Below are 18,985 nucleotides of genomic sequence, written 5' to 3'. Positions count from 1 at the left end.
AGAGAGCTACTTCCTGGCGCCCGCTCGCCGCACCATCCCGATCACGATCGTCGCGAGGAACAGGACGATGCCCAGGACCGCGAGCCACAGGAGTCCTTTGACCACGAAGCCGAAGACAGCGAGGCCGGCCCAGACGATGAGGAGGATGATCAGCAGTGCCCACATGCTCCCATCATCCCGCGTGCGCAATCGGTCCGCACCCCGTTGACGAGCCGTTCGCCTCCCGCTAGCGCCGCTGCTACGCTGGCGCCCATGGCCGGCCTCTGACTCGATCCCTCCCCTGCCGTTCGGCGGCGTTCCCGCGCGCCTCGGCATCCCGATCGAAAGGCTTTCCCCTGCACACCACCGACCTCCTCCCCCTGTCCGGCCGAACCGCTCTCGTCACCGGCGTCTCCCGGCGGCGGGGCATCGGCTACGCCACGGCGTCGATGCTCGCCTCCCTCGGCGCGAACGTCGTGATCCACCACTACCGACCGCACGACCTCGACCAGCCGTGGGGCGGCGACGACCTCGACGCGGTGCGCTCCGGCCTCAGCGGCTCCCTGGCCCCCGGTGCCGTCCTGTCCGACCATCATGCGGACCTGAGAGACCCGGCGGCGATCGATCCGCTGCTCGACGCCGCGTGCGCGCTGACCGGTCGCCTCGACGTCCTCGTCTGCAACCAGGCGCTGACGGGCGGGGACGGGTCGATCTTCGACATGACGCCCGATCGCCTCGACGCGCACTGGCAGACCAACGCGCGGGCGTCGCTGCTGCTCACGGCGGGGCTCGCTCGGCGGCGTCGACGGGAGCTCGGCGGGGTCGACGCCGACGTCGCGCGGCCCGGGGATCGCGTCGCCGACCTCGGCCCGTTCGACGCTCCCACCGGACACGTGATCTGGATGACCTCCGGTCAGGGCCACGGCGCCATGGTCGGCGAGATCGCCTACGCCACGAGCAAGGCCGCGCTCGCGGGCATCACCCGCTCCGTCGCGCGCGAGCTGCTCGACGTGGGGATCGTGCTGAACACCGTGAACCCCGGTCCCGTCAACACCGGATACCTCGACCCCGACACCACGGACCGGGACCTCTCGGGCGTGGCGGACTGGATCACAGCGCAGCCCTTCGGACGCGTCGGGATGCCGGACGACCCCGCCCGCCTGATCGGCTGGCTGTGCACACCGGCCGGATCGTGGGTCGTCGGCCAGGTGCTCACCTCCGACGGCGGCTTCTCCCTCTGAGCCCGGCCCTGCTCCTGTCCGACCCGGGCACGACTGCGGATGCCGGGGGCGACACGCCGCGGCATCCGCTCGGCCGACGGCGTGTCGGCCGCCGTCTCCGAAGCTGTGCTCGGAGCCGGATGCGGCTCAGGACCGGATGCTGCGCACGACCACCCGTTGATGCACAGGTGGCCGAGTCCTACCCTGGCCGCATGGGCGTCACGAGTCTGTTCCCCATCCTGCGCACGCCGGACCTGGCACGCCTGAGCCGGTTCTACGAGACGGCCTTCGCTGCGACGGTCACGTACCGCTACGCGCACGAGGGTGCGGACGTGTATGTCGCGCTGGCGGTCGGAGGCGGAGCGCTCGGGATCGGTCTCGACTCCGACGTCACACCCGGAGACCCGATCGCGGTCTGGTTGTACGTCGACGACGCGGATGTCGCCTACACGGTGGCCCTCGCCGCGGGAGCGGACTCGGTCGCGGAACCCGAGAACCTCCCGTGGGGCGAGCGCGTCGCTCAAGTGCGCGACCCCGACGGCAATCTCCTGTACTTAGCGACGCCCCCGGCGGAGTGACCACCCGGGCCCGGCAACCTCACTCGGCGGGGACGGGCTCCGGGAAGATGGCGGTGAACAGCTGGCCTACCCACTCGAGCAGTTCGGCGTCGGGCAGCGGTTCCAGGCCGACACCGACGGCCGCCGGGATCGTCGGCATCGGTACGACCAGCGCCTCGCCGCTCGCGACGAGTTTGGCCTTGGGGTACAGGCGCTGGAGGCGCACCTTGATCGAGTCCTCCAGGTGCGCCGGGGCGATGCGCAGGTTCGAGCCCATCACGACGACGTCGGCGAGTCCGGCCCGGGCGGCGCGGCGACGGAGGCGGGCGACCGCGACCAGTCCCTCCACTTCTTCGGGCGGCGTGCCGTAGCGGTCGGTGAGCTCCTCGATCACGAGGTCGATCGCGTCGTCCTTGGCCGTCGCCGCCGACGCGGCGGAGAGCTTCTGATACGCCTCGAGGCGCAGGCGCTCGCTGTCGATGTAGTGCTCGGGGATGCGCGCGTCGAGCGGCAGCTCGAGCCGAAGCTCCTGCCCGGACTCGACCTCGTCGCCGCGGAACGTCGCGACGGCCTCGCCGATCATCCGCAGGTAGAGGTCGAAGCCCACGCCCGCGATGTGTCCGGCCTGTTCGCCGCCGAGCAGGTTGCCCGCGCCGCGCAGCTCGAGGTCCTTCAGCGCGACCTGCATGCCCGAGCCGAGGTCGTTGTTGACCGCGATGGTCTGGAGCCGATCCGCGGCCGTTTCGCTGAGCGGCTTCATCTCGTCGTACAGGAAGTAGGCGTACGCCCGCTCGCGCCCACGACCGACGCGACCGCGCAGCTGGTGCAGCTGGCTGAGGCCGTACTTGTCGGCGCGGTCGATGATGATCGTGTTCGCGTTGGAGATGTCGAGACCGGTCTCGATGATGGTCGTCGAGACGAGCACGTCGAACTTGCGCTCCCAGAAGTCGTCGACGACCTGCTCGAGAGCGTGCTCTCCCATCTGCCCGTGGGCGACGGCGATGCGCGCCTCGGGCACGAGCTCGGCGAGCTGCGCCGCGACCCGCTGGATCGACTGCACGCGGTTGTGCACGAAGAACACCTGGCCCTCGCGCAGGATCTCGCGGCGGATCGCGGCGGCGATCTGCTTGTCGCTGCGGGGCCCCACGAAGGAGAGGATCGGATGCCGGTCCTCCGGCGGGGTCGCCAGGGTCGACATCTCGCGGATGCCGGTGACGGCCATCTCGAGCGTGCGCGGGATGGGCGTCGCGCTCATCGCGAGGATGTCGACGTTCGTCTTCATCTTCTTCAGGGCGTCCTTGTGCTCGACGCCGAACCGCTGCTCCTCATCGATGATCATGAGGCCCAGGTCCTTGAACATGACCTGATCGGTGAGGATGCGGTGCGTGCCGATGACCATGTCGACCGTGCCGTCGAGGAGCCCGGCGAGCGTCAGCCGCGCCTCCTTGTCGGTCTGGAAGCGGGAGAGCGGGCGCACCTTGACGGGGAACCCGGCGAAGCGCTCGGCGAAGGTCTCGAGGTGCTGCTTGACGAGCAGGGTCGTCGGCACGAGCATCGCGACCTGCTTGCCGTCCTGGATGGCCTTGAAGGCCGCGCGCACGGCGACCTCGGTCTTGCCGAACCCGACGTCGCCCGACAGCAGACGGTCCATGGGGATGGGCCGCTCCATGTCGGCCTTGATCTCGTCGATCGTCTGCAGCTGGTCGTGGGTCTCGGCGAAGGGGAACGCCTCCTCCAGTTCGCGCTGCCACGGCGTGTCCGGTCCGAAGGCGTGACCCTTCGCGGCCATGCGCGCCGAGTAGAGCTTGACGAGCTCGACCGCGATGTCGCGCACGGCCTTGCGGGCCTTGCCCTTGGCCTGCGCCCAGTCGCTGCCGCCCATCTTCGACAGCGTGGGCCCCTCGCCGCCGACGTACTTAGACAGGAGGTCGAGCTGGTCGGTCGGTACGAAGAGCTTGTCGCCCGGATAGCCGCGCTTCGACGGCGCGTACTCGAGCACGAGATAGTCGCGCGTGGACTTGGTCGCGTTGCGCCCGCCCGTCGACACCTCGCGCTTCGTCATCTCGACGAAGCGCCCGATGCCGTGGGTGTTGTGCACGACGAAGTCGCCCTGCTTGAGCTGCAGCGGGTCGACGACGTTCTTGCGCCGCGAGGCGAGCTTCTTGACGACGCGCTGGTCGCCGCCGATCGTGCGGCCGTAGAACTCGTTGTCGGTGAGGACGGCGAGCTTGGCGTCGGCGACCTGGAACCCGGACTCGACGGTGCCCGTGACGAGCGTCGCGACACCGGCATCCGGCATCCCGTCCACGGTCTCGACGACGCGGGCGGCGATCCCCCGGTCGGAGAGCACGTCGCGGGCACGGTCGACGAGTCCGGAGCCCGCGGCGATCACGACCACGCGCCACCCCGCGGAGACCTTGGCGTCGACGAAGGAGATCGCGCCGTCGACGTTGCCGTGGAACGAGGGGATCACGGAGGCGTCGATCGTCTCGGCGTCCTCCCCTCCCATCGCGAACGGGCTGAGCCGCCACCAGACGCCGCCGCGGTCGCGGACGATCTCGCGCAGGCGGGCGATCGTCAGGAAGTCGCCGGCGCCGAGGTCGATCGGGGCGGAGGCGCCCGACGTCGCGGCGCTCCAGGCGGCGTCGAGGAACTCGCGGTTCGTCTCGCCGAGGGTGATCGCGCGGGCGCTGGAGCGCTCGGGGTCGACGACCGCCGTCGCGCTGCCCTCGGGCAGGTACTCGGCGAGGGACTTGAGGGGTCCTGCGACCGCCGGAAGCAGGGACTCCATGCCCTCTACGGGGATGCCCTCCGCCATCTTCTCCAGCATCTGCGAGATCGCGGGGAAACCGCCGATCAGCGCACGGGCACGGTCGCGCACATCGGGCGTCAGGAGCAGCTCGCGGCTGGGCGGCAGGTCGACGAGGGCGACGTCACCCGGCAGCGAGCGCTGGTCGGCGACCGAGAACGCGCGGATCTGATCGACCTCGTCGCCGAAGAACTCGACGCGGTACGGGTGCTCGGACGTCGGCGGGAACACGTCGAGGATGCCGCCGCGCACTGCGAACTCGCCGCGGCGCGACACCATGTCGACGCGGGAGTACGCCCGCTCGACGAGGTGCTCGGCGACGCGGTCGAGCTCGTGTCCGCGGGTGCCGACCGAGAGCTCGAGCGGCACGATGTCGCCGAGGTTGCCCGCGATCGGCTGCAGCGCCGCCCGCACCGAGGCGACGACGACCAGAGGCCGCTCTCCCGACCACTCGGCGATGCGGCGGAGCGTCTGCAGGCGCTGGCCGACTGTGTCGGGGCTCGGGCTCAGGCGCTCGTGCGGGAGGGTCTCCCACGCGGGGAAGGTCGCGACCTCGGCATCCGGCAGATAGGCGGCGAGCGCCTGCGAGAGGCTCTCGGCGCGGCGCCCGGTCGGCACGACCGTGAGGAGCGCGGCGGGATGACCGGCGGCGCGCCGCTTCTCGAGGAGCCCGGCGAGCGCGGGCGCATCGAGCCCGTCGACGAGCCCGAGGTCGGCGTCGGTCTGCGCCCAGGTGAGGGCGTCACGATACAGAGACGCCTCTTCCAAGGCGCGCAGAATCCCCGGAACAGTCACCGGACAAGCCTAGCCGCGGCATCCGACATCGGGACCGCGTGTGCATAGGATGCTCGGATGGAACCGGTCGCCCTCACCACCGATCGCCTCGTGCTGCGCGCTCCCGGCGAGTCCGACGTCGACGCGATCACCGAGGCGTGCCAGGATCCGGACATCCAGCGCTGGACCACCGTCCCGAGTCCCTATGCGCGGACGGACGCCGAGGAGTTCGTGCGGCTGGTGGCCGGATGGTGGGCCGACGGCAGCGAGACCGTGTGGACCGTGCGGCTCGACGGGGCCCTCGTCGGCATGATCGGCCTGCACCGCATCGTGCCCCACGACACGGGAGGCAGCGCCGAGATCGGATTCTGGATGACTCCGGCCTCGCGCGGCCACGGGTACGTCGTCGAGGCGGCGACCGCGGTGATCGACTGGGGCTTCCGGCAGCTCGGACTGGCCCGGATCGAATGGCGTGCAGTCGCCGGCAACGTCCCCTCGGCGAGGGCTGCCCGCGCACTGGGCTTTCGCTATGAAGGACTCCTCCGCCAGGCCTTCGCAAGCGGCGACCGCCGTGAGGACAGTTGGATCGCGGGTCTCCTCCGCGACGACGATCGCACGCCGGTGGACTGGGCCGTGCTGGACGCCTGACTTCTCCGGACGCTCCCCGAGGTAGGCGATGATGCGGAGGTAGGCGAATCCGTGCGGATCCGTCCTACCCCGACGGCATCCCCTCCCCTGGCGAGCTCCCGATCGTCCCCCTGGCCCCGTGTCCGACCTCGATGGCAGGATGGGCGCATGCCGGAGATGCCGGAGGTCCAAGGCCTGACGACGTTCCTCGCCGACCGCGTGGTGGGACGCACGATCACGCGCACGAGCGTCGGCGCGATCGCCGCTCTGAAGACGTACGACCCGCCGAACACCGCGTTGCACGGCGCCGCGATCACGGCGGCCTCACGACGGGGCAAGTTCGTCGTGCTGTCGGCGGGAGACGATCTGCACCTGGTGTTCCACCTCGCGAAGGCCGGGTGGCTGCGCTGGTACGAACTCCTGCCGACCACGCTGATCAAACCGGGCAAGTCGCCCATCGCCCTCCGCGTGGCCTTCGATGACGACAGCGGCTTCGACCTGACCGAGGCCGGCACGAAGAAGTCGCTCGCGGTGTACGTCGTGCGCGACCCCGATGACGTCCCCGGCATCGCCCGGCTCGGCCCCGACCCGCTCGACGAGGAGTTCACCCGCGAGGCGTTCGGCGCCGTCCTCGACGGGCGGCGGATGCAGATCAAAGGGCTCCTGCGCGACCAGGGTGTGATCGCGGGCATCGGGAACGCGTACTCCGACGAGATCCTGCACGCCGCGAAGATGTCGCCGTACGCGATCGCCGGCACGCTCGACTCCGACGAGATCGACCGCCTCTACGCCGCGATGCAGGCCACCCTCGCCGAGGCGATCACAGAGGCCTCGGGCAAGCCGCCGGCCGACCTCAAAGACGCCAAGAGGCGCGGGATGCAGGTGCACGCGCGCCGCGGCGAGACCTGCCCGGTGTGCGGCGACACCGTGCGCAGCGTGTTCTTCGCCGACCGGTCGCTCGAGTACTGCCCGACGTGCCAGACCGGCGGCAAGATCCTCGCGGATCGACGGCTCTCCCGCCTGCTGAAATGACGTCGACCTCGAGGTGTATTACGCGGAATGAAACGTGTCCAGGTGCGTTGAGTACACTCAGAGCATCAACGTGCTCCGGGGTCGGTGGGAATCCGAACCGGCGGTGACAGTCCGCGAGCGTCTCGATTCGTCGAGATGCCGATCCGGTGGAAATCCGGGACCGACGGTGATGCGAGGTTCAGCCTCGCTAGTCCGGAAGGGAGGCAGCACGGTGGGCCGCCGCATGCGCGTTCCGCCCTCTCCTCCCCTGCGACCCCTGGAGTCCAGAGAGGACCACGGATGGCAGTGAACGAGGCGGAACGCCGGGCGATGACCCGGGCGCTCGAACTCGCGACCCTCGGCCCGCGCGGGATCAACCCGCAGGTCGGCGCGGTCATCCTCTCCCCCGACGGCGACGTCCTGGCGGAGGGCTGGCATCACGGCGCCGGAACCCCGCACGCCGAGGTCGACGCGCTCGCGAAGCTCGCCCCCGGCGCGGCCCGCGGGGCGACCGCCGTCGTCACGCTCGAGCCCTGCAACCACACCGGACGTACGGGTCCGTGCGCCGTCGCGCTGATCGAGGCCGGCGTCGCCCGCGTCGTCTACGCCCTCGACGATCCGGGCGCCGTCGAGGGCGGTGGAGCCGAGCGTCTCCGCGCCGCGGGCGTGAGCGTCGAGGCCGGCGAGCAGGCCGGCGCCGCGCATCGGGTGATCGACGGCTGGCTCACGACGCAGCGCCTCGGTCGCCCGCACGTCACCGTAAAGTGGGCGCAGAGCCTCGACGGCCGCGCCGCGGCATCCGACGGATCCAGCCAATGGATCACGGGACCCGACGCACGAGCCGATGTGCACCGCCGCCGATCCGAGGCCGACGCGATCGTCGTCGGCACCGGGACGCTGCTCTCCGACGACCCCTCCCTGACCGCCCGCGACGGCGACCGGCTCTATCCCGCGCAGCCGATACCGGTCGTGATCGGATCCCGGCCCGTCCCTGCCGATGCGGCTGTGCGGAAGCACCCGCACGCTCCCCTCGCTTATGACACCCGCGATCTGCACGCCGTGCTCGCGGATCTGCGGGAGCGCGGCGTCCAGAGCGTGTTCGTCGAGGGCGGTCCCACGCTCGCGAGCGCGTTCCTCGCCGAGGGTCTCGTCGACCGGGTGCTCGCGTACGTCGCTCCCGTGCTGCTGGGCGGTCCGCGTCTCGCGCTCACCGACATCGGAGTCCCCTCGATCGAGGACGCCCGACGCCTCACGATCGACGAGTGGGTGCCGCTCGGCGCCGACCTGCTCGCGATCGCGCATCCCCTGGCTGTTCAAGAGGCCGTGACCTCGCAGGAAGAAGGAAACCACTGATGTTCACCGGAATCATCGAGGAGATCGGCGAGATCACCCGAGTCGAACCCTCGGGCGACGGCTGGCGTCTCACGGTGCGCGCGCCGAAGGCGGCGGCGGATGCCGTGCACGGCGAGTCGATCGCCGTCTCCGGCGTGTGCCTCACCGTGGTCGGCTCCACCCCCGACACCTTCGACGCAGACGTCATGAAGCAGACCCTCGACGTCTCAGCCCTCGGCGGCGCGACCGTCGGCACCCGCGTGAACATCGAGAAGGCGATGCCCGTGGGCGCGCGGCTCGGCGGACACATCGTGCAGGGCCACGTCGACGGGGTCGGCGCTGTGATCGAGGTCCGCCCCGGCGCGGAGTGGAGCGTGCTGCGCGTCGAGATCCCGCACGACCTCGCACCGCTCGTGGTCGACAAGGGCTCGATCTCCATCGACGGGACCTCGCTCACCGTGAGCGCCGTGAGCCCCGCCGACGTCGATCGACACTGGCTCGAGGTGTCGCTCATCCCCGAGACGCTCGCCGCGACCACCCTCGGCAAGCGCGCGGTCGGCGACCGCGTCAACCTCGAGACCGACATCCTCGCCCGCCACGTCGAGCGGCTGCTCGCGTTCCGGGCAGCACCGGAAGGAGGCTCGCGATGAGCCTGTCCACCATCACCGAGGCGATCGAGGCGCTGCGCGCCGGACGGCCCGTGCTCGTCGCGGACGACGAGAACCGCGAGAACGAGGGCGACGTCGTGCTCTCGGCCGAGCTCGCGACCCCGGAGTGGGTGGCGTGGACCGTGCGCTGGTCGTCGGGTTTCATCTGCGCGCCGATGCCCGCCGACCTCGCGGACTCGCTCAACCTGCCGCCCATGGTCGCGGCCAGCGAGGACGCTCGCTCGACCGCGTACACCGTGAGCGTGGATGCCGCCGAGGGCGTCACGACGGGCATCAGCGCGCACGACCGCGCGCACACCCTCAACGTCCTCGCGAACCCGGATTCGACCGCCACGAGCATCATCCGGCCAGGGCACGTCCTCCCGTTGCGCGCGGTGGACGGGGGCGTGCGCGAACGCAGCGGCCACACCGAGGCCGCTGTCGAGCTCATGAAGCTCGCGGGTCTCCGGCCGGTCGGCGCGATCGCCGAGGTCGTCGCGGAGGACGGGAGCATGATGCGCCTGCCCGGACTCATCGAGCTCGGCGCGAGAGACGGCGTGCCGGTCATCACGATCGAGCAGCTCATCGCGCACCTCAACGAGATCGATCCTGCGGGCGCGACGCCGGGCAGCGCCAGTCGTCGCGTGAGCCTGCGCGCCGACGCGACGGTGCCGACCACCCACGGCTCGTTCCGGTTCCTCGCCTACAAGGACCGGGTGACGGGCACCGACCACATCGCCGTCGTGTCGGGCGAACCGGCCGAGACGGCGCTGGTGCGCGTGCATTCCGAGTGCCTGACCGGCGAGGCCTTCGGGTCGCTCAAGTGCGAGTGCGGCCCGCAGCTGGACGCCGCGCTCGACGCGATCGAACAGGAGGGCGGCGTCGTGATCTACATGCGCGGCCACGAAGGTCGGGGCATCGGCCTCATCAACAAGCTCCGCGCCTACAGCCTGCAGGAAGAAGGGCTCGACACCGTCGACGCGAACCTCGCGCTCGGCCTCCCCGCCGACGCCCGGGACTACGCCGCCGCGGCCGGCATCCTCGCCGACCTGGGGATCGCGAAGGTCCGTCTGCTCACCAACAACACCGACAAGGTGAACCAGCTGCGTGCGCTCGGCCTCGACGTGATCGAGCAGGTCCCGCTGATCGTGGGCGTCGGACCCAACAACCACCAGTACCTCGAGACCAAGCGTGACCGGATGGGTCACATCATCGGTGAGGCGGAGCTCGCCGAGGCTCTCGCCGAAGGAAAGAAGGACGACGCATGAGCGGCGCAGGAGCAGCACCCCGCACGGAGAAGATCGACGGCACCGGACTCGACGTCGTGGTGATCGCCGGCACGTGGCACGACGTCATCACGAACGGACTGATCGCCGGCGCGCAGCGCGTGCTCGACGCATCCGGCGCCGCCTACCGCGTCGTGCGGGTGCCCGGGTCGTTCGAGCTCGCGGTGGCGGCGCAGGCGGCCTTCGCGGGCGGTGCCGACGCGGTCGTCGCGCTCGGCGTCATCATCCGCGGGGGTACCCCGCACTTCGAGTACGTCTCGGCCGCGACGACCGACGGACTCACCCGCGTGTCGCTCGACGCCGGCAAGCCGGTCGGCTTCGGCGTGCTGACGCTCGACGACGAGAAGCAGGGACTCGACCGCGCAGGGCTCGAGGGCTCGCACGAGGACAAGGGCGCGGAGGCGGCGGACGCGGCGCTGCGCACGGCGCTCGTGGTCAAGGATCTGCGCGGCTGAGGACGGCGCATCCGCAGGATCCGCGCACGGCTGCAGGACCAGCAGCGGCGTATAGATCCTGCACGCGTGCCGCGGTCCTGCAGACGGCCCACGCGCCGCCGATATTCCGGTGAGGCGAGCCTGCCCTTGGTGGCGCCTCAGCGTCTGCGGATCATACGGTGAGGGGCATGGAGACCCTGCGCCACATCGTGCTCTTCGTCCACCTCATCGGCTTCGCCGTGCTCTTCGGGGCGTGGGCGGTGCAGGCGTTCGGCGGCAAGCGCGAGTTCACGCGGCTGATGAGCATCGGCATGACGATCGCCGCGATCGCGGGTCTCGCCCTCGCGGCGCCGTGGGGCCTGCCCGCGGGCGCCGAGCCGAACTACGTGAAGATCGGCGTGAAGCTCGTCGTGCTGCTCGTGATCGGCGCGCTGCTCGGCATCGGGACGGCGCGGCAGAAGCGCGGCGCCGGCGTCCCCGTCGCCATGTTCTGGCTCGTCGGCATCCTCACGGCGGCGAACGCGGCCATCGCCGTGATCTGGCGCTGACCCGACTCAGTCCTTGAAGAGCGTGCGCACGCGCGGGATGACGCGCTCGTAGGTCTCCCGTACCGCGGCGTACGCGCTGACGAGGGCGGGATCGGGCTGCACCTCGACGCCTATCCGCACCATCGCATCCACCGCGTCCTCCCAGGACGCATGGATGCCGGTGCCCACTGCGGCGCAGATCGCCGCCCCCATGCCGGCTGCGTCGTGCACCTGCGGCGTGTGCACCGGGACGTCGTAGACCGCCGCGAGGATGCGCAGCATGAGCGTCGATCCGCTCCCGCCACCGGTCACGACCAGGCTCCGACGCTCACGGCCGAGAACACGACGCGCCCGCGCATCCCCCGCTTCGGTCTCGAGCGCCAGCGCCTCGAGGATCGCGCGGTACACATGGAACCGTCCCTGCGTCCCGTCGAAACCCACCAGCGCGCCGCGACGCCACGGCTCGTCGGTCGGTGCGAGCCAGTCCAGCGCAGCCACCAGCCCCCCGGCGCCGACGGGGACGTCCTCCGCACCGCGGTTGAGCTCGTCCTCCGACACGCCTCCGGCCGCCCCGGACACGAGGTCGCGGAACCAGCTCACGGTCCACATGCCGCGCCGCACGCCCGAGCTCTCGTACAGGTAGCCGCCGGGCTCCGACGAGAAGTTCGTCCAGACGTCGGGGTGCGGCCGGAGCGGCCGATCCCCCGGGGTCATCGTGGCGACGTAGGTCCCGAGCGACAGCAGCCCCTCCCCCTCGCCGCGCAGTCCGGCGCCCAGAGCCTCGACGGCCTTGTCGTTCGACGTCGCGATCACGGGGATGCCGGCGGGGAGGCCGAGCAGTGCCGCGACCTCGGCCGAGAGGGCGCCGAGCGGTTCGCCCGGTGCGACGAGCTCGAACAGCATCCCGGGGTCCATGCCGGTGCGGGCATACTCCGCGGCATCCGTGCTCCACGTCCACCGCGCCGTGTCGATCGGCCAGGTGCCCTGCACGTTCCCCGCCGCGTCCTTCCGCGCTCCGGTCAGCCGGTGCCCGAGGTAGCCGGACGAGGTCGTGACGTACACGGCGTCGTCGCTCTCGCGCTCGTAGGCCCGCGGCAGTCGCTCGTCCATCCAGCTCATGACCGGCTGGGCGAGCGAGCCGTCGGCGCGCAGCACGGCTCGGCAGAAGCGGATCGTGCACAGTCCGATGCCGCGGATCTCGGCCGGATCGCCGGCGAAGTCCGCCATCGCTGCGCGCGTCGCGGCGACGATCGAGTCCCAGAGGTCGTCGTCCGGGTGCTCCCACCGGCCGGGCGCCGGCGACGAGTACGGGCGCAGCGCGACACGGGCGCTCGCATGCACGGTCCCGTCACCGTCGACGATCAGGACCTTCGTGCTCTGCGAGCCGTTGTCGATCGCGACGACGTATCCCGCCGCCGGTGCACTCACGCCGTCGTCGCCGTTCCGGCCGCGCCGGCCGCCACCTCGTCGAGCGGGTAGATCGTGCCGCGATTCATGACACCGTGCGGGTCGAGGCCGTCCTTGAGGATGCGCAGCAGGCGGTAGGCGCTGCCGTGCTCCTCGTGCGTCCACGGGGTGCGGTACTTGCCGATGCCGTGGTGGTGGACCATCGAGCCGCCGAGGCGCAGCGCCTCTTCGACCACGATCGCGTTGAGCGGCTCGTGGTACTCCGTGATCTCCTCGCGCGGCTCGCACGTGATGTCGTAGTCGTATACGAAGTAGAGGTTGGTGCCGGTCTGATAGCTGTGCGAGGAGTGAGCCCCGAGCATCCTGAGGTCCGCCGCCCGCGGGAACTCCGTGCGCGCCCGATGCATGACCGACTCGAACAGCTCCTCGACGCCCGACCAGTCGATCGACACCTCGGTCGTGTAGCCGAGACGTGCCTTCTCGAGCATCTCGCGCTTCTCGGCGTCGATCTTGTCCTGACCCCAGTTGAGGTTGTCGAACCAGTTCTCGATCAGAGCGGGGTCGACCTTCTCGTGCGGGATGTCGGCGAAGATCTCCTCGACGCCGGCAGCGGTGGCGTCGGCCACGCCCTTCGGCCCCTCCGCTACGACCACGACGACCGCCTTGCCGTCGGCGAAGTGCGAGAAGTGCTGCGCGGCATCCTCCTCCGAATAGGCGCGGGCGACGGACGGGCGGTAGCCCGCGACGATGATGTCACGGAGCCCCGCGACCCCCGCCGGAAGCGAGTCGACGAGGTACCCGAGGAAGCGGTTGTTCTGGGGCTGGTAGGTGAACACCTTGACGGTGACCTCGGTGATGACCGCGAGCGCCCCCTCGTTGCCGATCAGGATGTGGCGGATGTCGGGACCGGCCGCACGACGCGGCACGTTCTTGATGCGCACGATCTCCCCGTCGGGCAGCACGGCCTCGAGCCCGATCACCATGTCCTCGATGCCGCCGTACAGGGTCGAGAACTGTCCGATCGAGCGGGTCGCGACGAGTCCGCCCATCTGCGCGAGCGGCTTCGACTGGGGCGAGTGGCCGGTCGTCAGCCCCTGTGCCCGCAGCGTGTCCTCGAGCACCTGCAGGGGCACGCCGCACTGCGCCGTCACCATCATGTCGACGGGGTCGATCTCGAGGATCGCGTCCATGCGCGAGCCGTCGAGCACGATCGAGTCGTCGACGATCGTCTCGAGGCCGCCCTCGGTGGCGGTGCGTCCGGTGCGGGGCACGACGTTGATCAGGTTCTCGTCGGCGAAGGCGAGGATCGCCGAGACGTCGGCCGTCGAGTGCGCGTAGGCGATCGCCGCGGGGATCGGACCGTCGTAGATGCCGTGCACCGAGGTGTACTTCTTGAAGCGGTCGACGCTCGCCTCGCGCAGCGCCTGCGCCTCGGTCTCGACCTGGTCGGCGCCGAGGATCTCCTGCAGCCGGGTGACGATCTCCTCGCGTGAGAGAGCGGATCGTGAAGTGACCATGGGAAAGATGTCCTGTTCGTTGAGGGTGTCGGTGCGCCGAGGTCAGCGCACCAGGTAGCCGCCGTCGACGGACAGCACGTGCCCGTTGACGAAGTCGGAGGCGGGGCTCGCGAGGAAGACGGTCGCGCCCATGAGGTCGGCGACGTCTCCCCACCGCCCCGCCGGGGTGTGGTCGACGATGCGACGGTTCGCCTCCGCGTCGGCGCGCGTCTCGGACGTGATCGGGGTCGCGAAGTATCCGGGGGCGATCGCGTTGACCTGGATGCCGTGGCCGCCGAGCTCGTCGGCGTACGCCTTGGTGAGTCCGGCGATCCCGTGCTTGGTCGCCGCATACGCGGGCGACCCCAGCCCGCCGAGGAACGAGAACAGCGAGGCGATGTTGATGATCTTGCCCGAGCCCTGCGGGATCATCCGCTTCGCCGTCTCGTGCGACATCTCGAACGCGGCCGTGAGGTTGACCGCGACCATCGGATCCCACTGCGCGCGCCCGAACTCGGTCACGTCGGCGATGCGGCTGATGCCGGCCGAGTTGACGAGCACGTCGACGCCCCCGAACGCCTCGACGCACGCGTCGACGACCCGGGCCGGCGCGCCCTCGGCGGTGATGTCGATCCGCAGCTCGCGGTAGCCGACGCCCGCCTCGGCGAGCAGCGCGGCGGTCTCGCCCGCGTCGTCGAACAGCGTCGGGACGAAAACGTCCGCCCCCGCCTTGGCGAGCGCGAGCGTGAACGCCTGGCCGAGGCCGGTGTTCCCTCCCGTGACGATGGCCCGCTTGCCCCGCAGGGAGAAGTGGTCGAGGGAGAAATCGGTGATGTGCACGGATGATCCTTCAGGAGTGGGTGTCGGCGAACGGGTCGGCGATGCCGATGTAGGTCGTCTCGAGGTACTCGTCGATGCCCTCGAAGCCGCCCTCGCGACCGATACCGGACTGCTTGACGCCGCCGAACGGGGCGGCCGGGTTCGAGACGAGTCCCGTGTTGAGGCCGAACATGCCCGTCTCGAGGCGCTCGGCGAGACGCAGCGCGCGGTTCAGGTCGCGGGTGTACGCGAAGCACACCAGTCCGTACTCGCTGGCGTTCGCCAGGCGCACGGCCTCGTCCTCGTCGCGGAACACGGTGATGGGCGCGACCGGGCCGAAGATCTCCTCCTGCAGGATGCGGGCGTCCTGCGGCACGTCCACGAGCACGGTCGCCGGGTAGAAGTACCCGCGCCCCTGCGGGATGCTGCCGCCGAGGGCCACTCGTGCCCCGTCTTCGAGGGCACCGGACACGAGGTCGGCGACCTTGCTCCTGGTCGACTCGTCGACGAGTGGGCCGAGCGTGGATTCGGGCTCCGTGCCTCGGGCGTTGACGTATCCCGCCATGCGGTCGACGAGGCGCGAGGTGAACTCCTCGGCCACGCTCTCGTGCACGAGGAAGCGGTTCGCCGCGACGCAGGCCTCGCCGCCGTTGCGGAGCTTCGCGAGCAGGGCGCCCTCGACCGCGGCGTCGACGTCGGCGTCCTCGAACACGAGGAACGGGGCGTTGCCGCCGAGCTCCATCGAGACCCGGAGCACTTGATGCGCCGCGTCCGCGATGAGGCGGCGGCCCACTTCGGTCGAGCCCGTGAACGACAGTTTGCGCAGACGCGGGTCGGCGATGAGCGGACCCGTCACCGCACCGGCACGGCTCGTGGGGATGACGTTCACGACGCCGTCGGGCACGCCGGCCTCGCGGAGCACCTCGGCGAACAGGAGCGCCGTCAGCGGCGTGAGCGCGGCGGGCTTGAGCACCGAGGTGCACCCGGCGGCGAGCGCCGGGGCGATCTTGCGCGTCGCCATCGCGAGCGGGAAGTTCCACGGCGTGATGAGCAGGCTGGGGCCGACCGGTCGCTTCGCGACGAGCAGGCGGTTCTTGCCGTCCGGCGCGGTCGCGTAGCGCCCCGAGATGCGCGGCGCCTCCTCCGAGAACCAGCGCAGGAACTCGGCGCCGTACGCGACCTCGGCACGCGACTCGGCGAGCGGCTTGCCCATCTCGAGCGTCATGACGAGCGCGAAGTCCTCGGCGCGGGCGGTGACGAGCTCGAACGCCCGGCGGAGGATCTCGCCGCGCTCGCGCGGGGCGGTGGCGGCCCAGGCGGACTGGGCTGCGGCGGCGGCGTCGAGCGCGGCCATGCCGTCCTCCGGCGTCGCGTCCGCCACGTGGGCGAGCACCTCGCCGGTCGACGGGTCGTGCACCTCGAAGGTCCGCCCGGAGCTCGCCGGGCGCCACTCCCCGCCGATCAGCAGACCGGTGGGGACGGAGGCGATCACCTCGGTCTCGCGTGCCGCGGTCATGCGGGCACCTCCCGACGGAGGTCGCGGCCGAGCAGGTCCTCGTACAGCCGGACCGGCGTCATCTCCCCGGCGCGGTCGCCGTAGCTCGCGCGGGCGCGACGGAAGATCTGCTCGACGAGGGACGACAGCTCGACCGGCATCCCCACCGAGCGCGCGAGATCGACGGACAGGCCGAGGTCCTTGCAGGCCAGCGCGATCGCGAAGCCCTCGTCGTAGTCGCCGTGGTCGAGGATCGAAAGCACGTCGCGCGAGACGAAGGTGCTGTTCGCGGGGCTCGCGATGAGCGCATCGCGCAGCACGCCGAGGTCGACGCCGGCGGCCACGCCGACCGACAGCACCTCGGCCGTCGCGACCAGATGCGAGAACCACAGTTGGTTGATCATGAGCTTCACGGCATAGCCGGCGCCGTGTCCGCCGACGTGCAGGATCCGCTCCGGGTCTCCCATCGCCTCGAAGACGGGGCGCAGGCGCTCCACATCGTCGGCGTCGCCGCCCACGAAGATCTGGAGCATCCCGTTCGCGGCACCGACCGACATCCCGCTCACGGGAGCGTCGAGCAGGTGCAGCCCGCGGCCGGCTGTCGCGGCGCGCACGCCGTCGAGCACCCTCGGCACGGAGGTCGACATGTCGATCCAGGTGCCGCCGTCGGGAAGTCCCGCGACGAGACCGTCCTGCCCGGAGGCCACGGCTTCGACGTGCTGGGGCGTCGGCAGCATCGTGATGACGAGATCGCTGGCGGCGGCGACCTCGCGCGGCGTCTCGGCCCAGAGGGCGCCGCCCGCGATCAGATCGGCGGCTGACTCACGGCGCAGGTCGGTCACGACCAGCGGGAAGCCGGCGGCCTGCAGGTTGCGGGTCATGCCTGACCCCATGTTGCCGAGTCCGATGAACCCGACGGTGGGTCGGGTGCCGACCGGCGCGGGGTCGAGGACGGGGGTGGGAGAGCTCATCGGCGGTGCGTGTCCTTCGGAGATCAGGCGGATGCGGTGGAGGGGGCGTAGAAGGGGTTGTGCGGGGCGTGCCGTGCCTCGAGGACCTCGTCGAGGTCTGGCAGCGCGGCCGCGCCGTTCGCGAGAGCCGTGCGGGTGGCCTCGCGGTTGTTGCGGTACACGGTGTCGGCGTCGTCGGCCGCGGGGTTGACCCACACGGCGGCGATGAGGGCGTGCGTGTCGGCGGCCTCGCGCGGGATCACACCGTCGGCCACGGCGTCGGCGACGCCCGCGGCGACGCCCGCCTGGGCGGGACCCCAGATGAGAAGGCCGTGCTCGTCGTCCGCCGGAGCGGCCTTCGTGACGAACAGCGTGAGCGGCTTGACCGGGAGCGACGGCCGGAGCACCGCCACGAACGGCACGTGCCCCTGGCTGGGGCCGGCGAGGGCCGTGGCCCACGCCGTCCCCGCCGGACCCTCGCGGTGGCCGAGCACGGTGTTGATGTGCGCCGCGTTGACGCCGTCGCCGGCGAAGCTCTCGCCGAGCTGGAGGGTCGAGGTCATCGGTCGTTCTCCGTTCGCGAAGTCTGCACCGTGAGATGAGAGTTCGAGGTCATCAGATGAGTCCCTGCTCCTCGAGCCAGTCGATCGCGATGTCCTCGGGGTCCTCGCCGTCGACGTCGGCCTTGGCGTTGAGCTCCTGCATGACCTCGGTGGTCAGCAGCGGGCTCAGCTCGGCCAGCACGTCGGCGATCGCCGGGTACTCGTCGAGCGTGCTCTGCTTGAGCGTGAAGCCGCCCTGGTAGCTCGGGAAGAACTCCTGGTCGTCCTCCATCACCACGAGGTCGAGCGCGGGGATCCGGCCGTCGGTCTGGAAGACCTCGCCGAAGTTGCAGTCGTCGCCCTTCTGGGTCGCCGTGTAGATGACGCCGGTGTCGAGCATCGTGACGTTCGAGTCCGGGGCGTCGAAGCCGTAGGCCGCCTTGAGTCCGGGCCATCCGTCGTCGCGCGTCGAGAACTCGCTCTCGATGCAGAACGTCTGGTCGGCGCTGGGCAGGCCGGCGACGTCGCTCAGCGTCTTGACGCCCAGCTCGTCTGCCTCGCTCTTGCGGACCGCGAACGCGTAGGTGTTGTTGAAGGGCGCGGGGTCGAGCCAGGCGATGTCGTTCGCGGCATCCGCCTCCTTGACGGCGTCGAACTGCGCCTCGGCGCCCTTCACCGGCGTCGTGTTGCCGTTGTAGGTGATCCACGAGGTGCCGGTGTACTCCCAGTAGCCGAGGAACTGGTCGTTCTCGAGCGCCTGACGCACGTTGGCCGAGCCGACGAGCTTCGTGTTCGCCTCGACGTCGGCGCCGTGCGCGTTGAGCAGCTCGGCGGTCATGTAGGCGAGGATGTACTGCTCCGAGAAGTCCTTCGAGCCGATCTCACCGCTGAGGCCGGCGAGCTCGTCGCCCTGGGCGCCCGCTCCCCCGCCGGAGCCGGAGGAGCAGCCGGTGAGGAGCAGCGCGCCGGCGGCGACGGCGGCGAACGAAGCGGTGGCGATGGTGCGTGTGTTCATTGCAGGTTCCTTTCGGGAAGGGATGCGGTGCGTGTGCGGGTGTGGATGCGGTGCGGAT

General features: G+C 70.9%; 18 protein-coding genes. 9 read left to right on the top strand and 9 right to left on the bottom strand.

The features are described from left to right. Positions 1 to 6: 6 nt before the first annotated feature. Complete coding sequence (locus tag ACIPY8_RS06380; RefSeq protein WP_363366391.1) at positions 7 to 165, bottom strand: hypothetical protein; 159 nt, start codon at positions 163 to 165, stop codon at positions 7 to 9. A 98-nt stretch (positions 166 to 263) separates the two neighbouring features. Between ACIPY8_RS06380 and ACIPY8_RS06375 the strand changes: the two genes are divergently transcribed. Continuing rightward, positions 264 to 1,220, top strand: a complete 957-nt coding sequence (locus ACIPY8_RS06375; RefSeq protein ID WP_400817657.1) for an SDR family oxidoreductase — start codon at positions 264 to 266, stop codon at positions 1,218 to 1,220. Positions 1,221 to 1,411: 191 nt separating this feature from the next. After that, positions 1,412 to 1,777 (top strand): VOC family protein, encoded by a 366-nt coding sequence (locus tag ACIPY8_RS06370; protein ID WP_400816205.1) that lies wholly within the window; start codon positions 1,412 to 1,414, stop codon positions 1,775 to 1,777. Between the two features lie 19 nt (positions 1,778 to 1,796). Here ACIPY8_RS06370 and mfd read toward each other — a convergent pair whose 3' ends face one another. Next, positions 1,797 to 5,360 (bottom strand): transcription-repair coupling factor, encoded by a 3,564-nt coding sequence (mfd, locus tag ACIPY8_RS06365; protein ID WP_400816203.1) that lies wholly within the window; start codon positions 5,358 to 5,360, stop codon positions 1,797 to 1,799. Positions 5,361 to 5,417: 57 nt separating this feature from the next. Between mfd and ACIPY8_RS06360 the strand changes: the two genes are divergently transcribed. From ACIPY8_RS06360 to ACIPY8_RS06330, 7 genes are all read left to right on the top strand, one after another. Continuing rightward, a complete protein-coding gene (locus ACIPY8_RS06360; RefSeq protein ID WP_400816201.1) occupies positions 5,418 to 5,987 on the top strand; it encodes a GNAT family N-acetyltransferase in 570 nt (189 codons plus the stop codon). Positions 5,988 to 6,134: 147 nt separating this feature from the next. Then, positions 6,135 to 6,998 (top strand): Fpg/Nei family DNA glycosylase, encoded by an 864-nt coding sequence (locus tag ACIPY8_RS06355; RefSeq protein WP_400816199.1) that lies wholly within the window; start codon positions 6,135 to 6,137, stop codon positions 6,996 to 6,998. Between the two features lie 279 nt (positions 6,999 to 7,277). After that, on the top strand, positions 7,278 to 8,330 hold the full coding sequence (ribD, locus tag ACIPY8_RS06350; protein WP_400816197.1) for a bifunctional diaminohydroxyphosphoribosylaminopyrimidine deaminase/5-amino-6-(5-phosphoribosylamino)uracil reductase RibD: 1,053 nt from the start codon (positions 7,278 to 7,280) through the stop codon (positions 8,328 to 8,330). Then, positions 8,330 to 8,959 (top strand): riboflavin synthase, encoded by a 630-nt coding sequence (locus tag ACIPY8_RS06345; RefSeq protein ID WP_400816195.1) that lies wholly within the window; start codon positions 8,330 to 8,332, stop codon positions 8,957 to 8,959. Before ribD ends, ACIPY8_RS06345 begins: the two co-directional genes overlap by 1 nt. Then, the gene (gene ribA / locus ACIPY8_RS06340; protein ID WP_400816193.1) at positions 8,956 to 10,224 is read left to right on the top strand and encodes a GTP cyclohydrolase II; all 1,269 of its coding nucleotides are present in this window, start codon (positions 8,956 to 8,958) and stop codon (positions 10,222 to 10,224) included. The genes ACIPY8_RS06345 and ribA overlap by 4 nt, the downstream gene beginning before the upstream one ends. After that, a complete protein-coding gene (ribH, locus tag ACIPY8_RS06335; protein ID WP_400816191.1) occupies positions 10,221 to 10,697 on the top strand; it encodes a 6,7-dimethyl-8-ribityllumazine synthase in 477 nt (158 codons plus the stop codon). Before ribA ends, ribH begins: the two co-directional genes overlap by 4 nt. Before the next feature lie 167 nt (positions 10,698 to 10,864). After that, positions 10,865 to 11,224 (top strand): Fe-S protein, encoded by a 360-nt coding sequence (locus tag ACIPY8_RS06330; protein ID WP_400816189.1) that lies wholly within the window; start codon positions 10,865 to 10,867, stop codon positions 11,222 to 11,224. Between the two features lie 6 nt (positions 11,225 to 11,230). On the opposite strand, the gene ACIPY8_RS06325 is transcribed toward ACIPY8_RS06330, so the two are convergent. From ACIPY8_RS06325 to ACIPY8_RS06295, 7 genes are read right to left on the bottom strand one after another with little or no spacing between them, the layout of a single operon-like run. Then, positions 11,231 to 12,631 (bottom strand): FGGY-family carbohydrate kinase, encoded by a 1,401-nt coding sequence (locus ACIPY8_RS06325; protein WP_400816187.1) that lies wholly within the window; start codon positions 12,629 to 12,631, stop codon positions 11,231 to 11,233. Continuing rightward, positions 12,628 to 14,127, bottom strand: a complete 1,500-nt coding sequence (locus ACIPY8_RS06320) for an FAD-binding oxidoreductase (RefSeq protein WP_400816185.1) — start codon at positions 14,125 to 14,127, stop codon at positions 12,628 to 12,630. Before ACIPY8_RS06320 ends, ACIPY8_RS06325 begins: the two co-directional genes overlap by 4 nt. 42 nt (positions 14,128 to 14,169) lie before the next feature. Beyond that, on the bottom strand, positions 14,170 to 14,946 hold the full coding sequence (locus ACIPY8_RS06315) for an SDR family oxidoreductase (RefSeq protein ID WP_400816183.1): 777 nt from the start codon (positions 14,944 to 14,946) through the stop codon (positions 14,170 to 14,172). 10 nt (positions 14,947 to 14,956) lie between these two features. Beyond that, positions 14,957 to 16,441, bottom strand: a complete 1,485-nt coding sequence (locus tag ACIPY8_RS06310) for an NAD-dependent succinate-semialdehyde dehydrogenase (RefSeq protein ID WP_400816181.1) — start codon at positions 16,439 to 16,441, stop codon at positions 14,957 to 14,959. Then, positions 16,438 to 17,391 carry an NAD(P)-dependent oxidoreductase gene (locus tag ACIPY8_RS06305; RefSeq protein ID WP_400816179.1) on the bottom strand — a complete coding sequence of 318 codons (954 nt, stop codon included), beginning with the start codon at positions 17,389 to 17,391 and terminating at the stop codon, positions 16,438 to 16,440. Before ACIPY8_RS06305 ends, ACIPY8_RS06310 begins: the two co-directional genes overlap by 4 nt. Positions 17,392 to 17,414: 23 nt before the next feature. After that, positions 17,415 to 17,933, bottom strand: a complete 519-nt coding sequence (gene fae, locus ACIPY8_RS06300) for a formaldehyde-activating enzyme (RefSeq protein WP_400816177.1) — start codon at positions 17,931 to 17,933, stop codon at positions 17,415 to 17,417. Between the two features lie 52 nt (positions 17,934 to 17,985). Then, the gene (locus tag ACIPY8_RS06295; RefSeq protein ID WP_400816175.1) at positions 17,986 to 18,927 is read right to left on the bottom strand and encodes a glycine betaine ABC transporter substrate-binding protein; all 942 of its coding nucleotides are present in this window, start codon (positions 18,925 to 18,927) and stop codon (positions 17,986 to 17,988) included. Between the last annotated feature and the right edge of the window lie 58 nt (positions 18,928 to 18,985).

The sequence above is a fragment of the Microbacterium sp. NPDC089696 genome (genome assembly GCF_044749125.1).
Classification (GTDB): domain Bacteria; phylum Actinomycetota; class Actinomycetes; order Actinomycetales; family Microbacteriaceae; genus Microbacterium.
This window is presented reverse-complemented; position numbering and strand designations above follow the sequence as displayed.

Coding starts and splice junctions, on each gene's coding strand:
- ACIPY8_RS06330 (WP_400816189.1), top strand. CDS start 10,865: ATGGAGACCCTGCGCCACATCGTGCTCTTCGTCCACCTCATCGGCTTC.
- ACIPY8_RS06360 (WP_400816201.1), top strand. CDS start 5,418: ATGGAACCGGTCGCCCTCACCACCGATCGCCTCGTGCTGCGCGCTCCC.
- ACIPY8_RS06345 (WP_400816195.1), top strand. CDS start 8,330: ATGTTCACCGGAATCATCGAGGAGATCGGCGAGATCACCCGAGTCGAA.
- ACIPY8_RS06305 (WP_400816179.1), bottom strand. CDS start 17,391: ATGAGCTCTCCCACCCCCGTCCTCGACCCCGCGCCGGTCGGCACCCGA.
- ribD (WP_400816197.1), top strand. CDS start 7,278: ATGGCAGTGAACGAGGCGGAACGCCGGGCGATGACCCGGGCGCTCGAA.
- ACIPY8_RS06320 (WP_400816185.1), bottom strand. CDS start 14,127: ATGGTCACTTCACGATCCGCTCTCTCACGCGAGGAGATCGTCACCCGG.
- ACIPY8_RS06310 (WP_400816181.1), bottom strand. CDS start 16,441: ATGACCGCGGCACGCGAGACCGAGGTGATCGCCTCCGTCCCCACCGGT.
- ACIPY8_RS06380 (WP_363366391.1), bottom strand. CDS start 165: ATGTGGGCACTGCTGATCATCCTCCTCATCGTCTGGGCCGGCCTCGCT.
- fae (WP_400816177.1), bottom strand. CDS start 17,933: ATGACCTCGACCCTCCAGCTCGGCGAGAGCTTCGCCGGCGACGGCGTC.
- ribA (WP_400816193.1), top strand. CDS start 8,956: ATGAGCCTGTCCACCATCACCGAGGCGATCGAGGCGCTGCGCGCCGGA.
- ACIPY8_RS06355 (WP_400816199.1), top strand. CDS start 6,135: ATGCCGGAGATGCCGGAGGTCCAAGGCCTGACGACGTTCCTCGCCGAC.
- ACIPY8_RS06370 (WP_400816205.1), top strand. CDS start 1,412: ATGGGCGTCACGAGTCTGTTCCCCATCCTGCGCACGCCGGACCTGGCA.
- ACIPY8_RS06295 (WP_400816175.1), bottom strand. CDS start 18,927: ATGAACACACGCACCATCGCCACCGCTTCGTTCGCCGCCGTCGCCGCC.
- ribH (WP_400816191.1), top strand. CDS start 10,221: ATGAGCGGCGCAGGAGCAGCACCCCGCACGGAGAAGATCGACGGCACC.